The sequence below is a fragment of the Paenibacillus ihuae genome (genome assembly GCF_001368795.1).
Lineage (GTDB): Bacteria > Bacillota > Bacilli > Paenibacillales > Paenibacillaceae > Paenibacillus_AQ > Paenibacillus_AQ ihuae.
Genome location: NZ_LN831205.1, coordinates 140817 through 141826, shown reverse-complemented (window position 1 = coordinate 141826; position 1010 = coordinate 140817). Strand labels below are relative to the sequence as shown.

At 54.1% G+C, this 1010-nt stretch carries 1 protein-coding gene; it reads right to left on the bottom strand.

The genetic code is table 11. The features are described 5' to 3' along the window. The coding region (locus AQR02_RS29280; RefSeq protein ID WP_187388837.1) for an S-layer homology domain-containing protein at nt 1-1010 on the bottom strand (1010 nt) is incomplete at both ends.

Here is a 1010-nt window from a genome sequence, read left to right as displayed (position 1 = left end):
TTCAGCTGCAGTACATGCAGAACAATCGTCAAAGCTTCCGCACGGGATGCCTGCTTGGCGGGAAGAAACTCTCCGCTGCCGGCACCGCTGATAATCCCTGCAGCTGCCGCCTGCCGGATCTCATCCTGGTTCCATGTGTTTCCGATGTCCTGGAAAGTAGCGGCTGCCGGGACATCAACACCGCTCATATCAACGATCTTAGCAATGACCGCGATAATCTCTGCACGGCTGATTTCGGCATTCGGCTTGAAGGTGCCATTCTGGTAGCCGGAGACAAGACCTTTTTCCTGCAGGGAGGAAATCGCTGCTTCCGCCCAATGTCCGGAAATATCGCTTAATGTGCCCCTGCTTCCGCTGCCGGGCAGTTCGAACACCCTGGCAATGACAGCAGCAAACTCTGCACGGGTCATACCGGCATCCGGATGGAATCCTCCATCCTCATAACCTTGGACAATCCCCAGCTTCACGAAGGTTTCTACCGTCAAGTCCGCCCAATGGGTGGAGATGTCTGTGAATGACACCGGAGATGGATTGGCGTTAGCCAATTCTACTTTTTGGTTGAAGCCTGATAGTACCGTTTCAAGCTGAACTACATTATTGGCAAATTTAGCACCACCACCGGCAGCCGGTGCGGCTGAAGCTGTCGGCGAAGGGGCTGCAGTTGGAGTTGCGGACGGGCTTGTGGACGGTGTTGCCGCAGGCGCACCGCCGCTGTCCGAGCTGGACGCTACAATCTCAATAGCTGTCGTGCCATACACACCTGAACCATCCGCTGCTGCAGCTTTAACAGTGACCATACCTGCAGAGATTCCTGTTAACAATCCGCCTGCACTAATTATAGCTGTCCCTGTTCCGTTCTCTATAGACCATACAATGCTCTGGTTCGTTGCTTCCGCTGGAACAACAGCCTGATTCAATTGAATGAAATGCCCCACGGTTACCGGAGAAACACCGGATATTGTGATGGTTGAAACCGGGATAGAGACAGGTGTCGGCGCTACTGTCGGGGT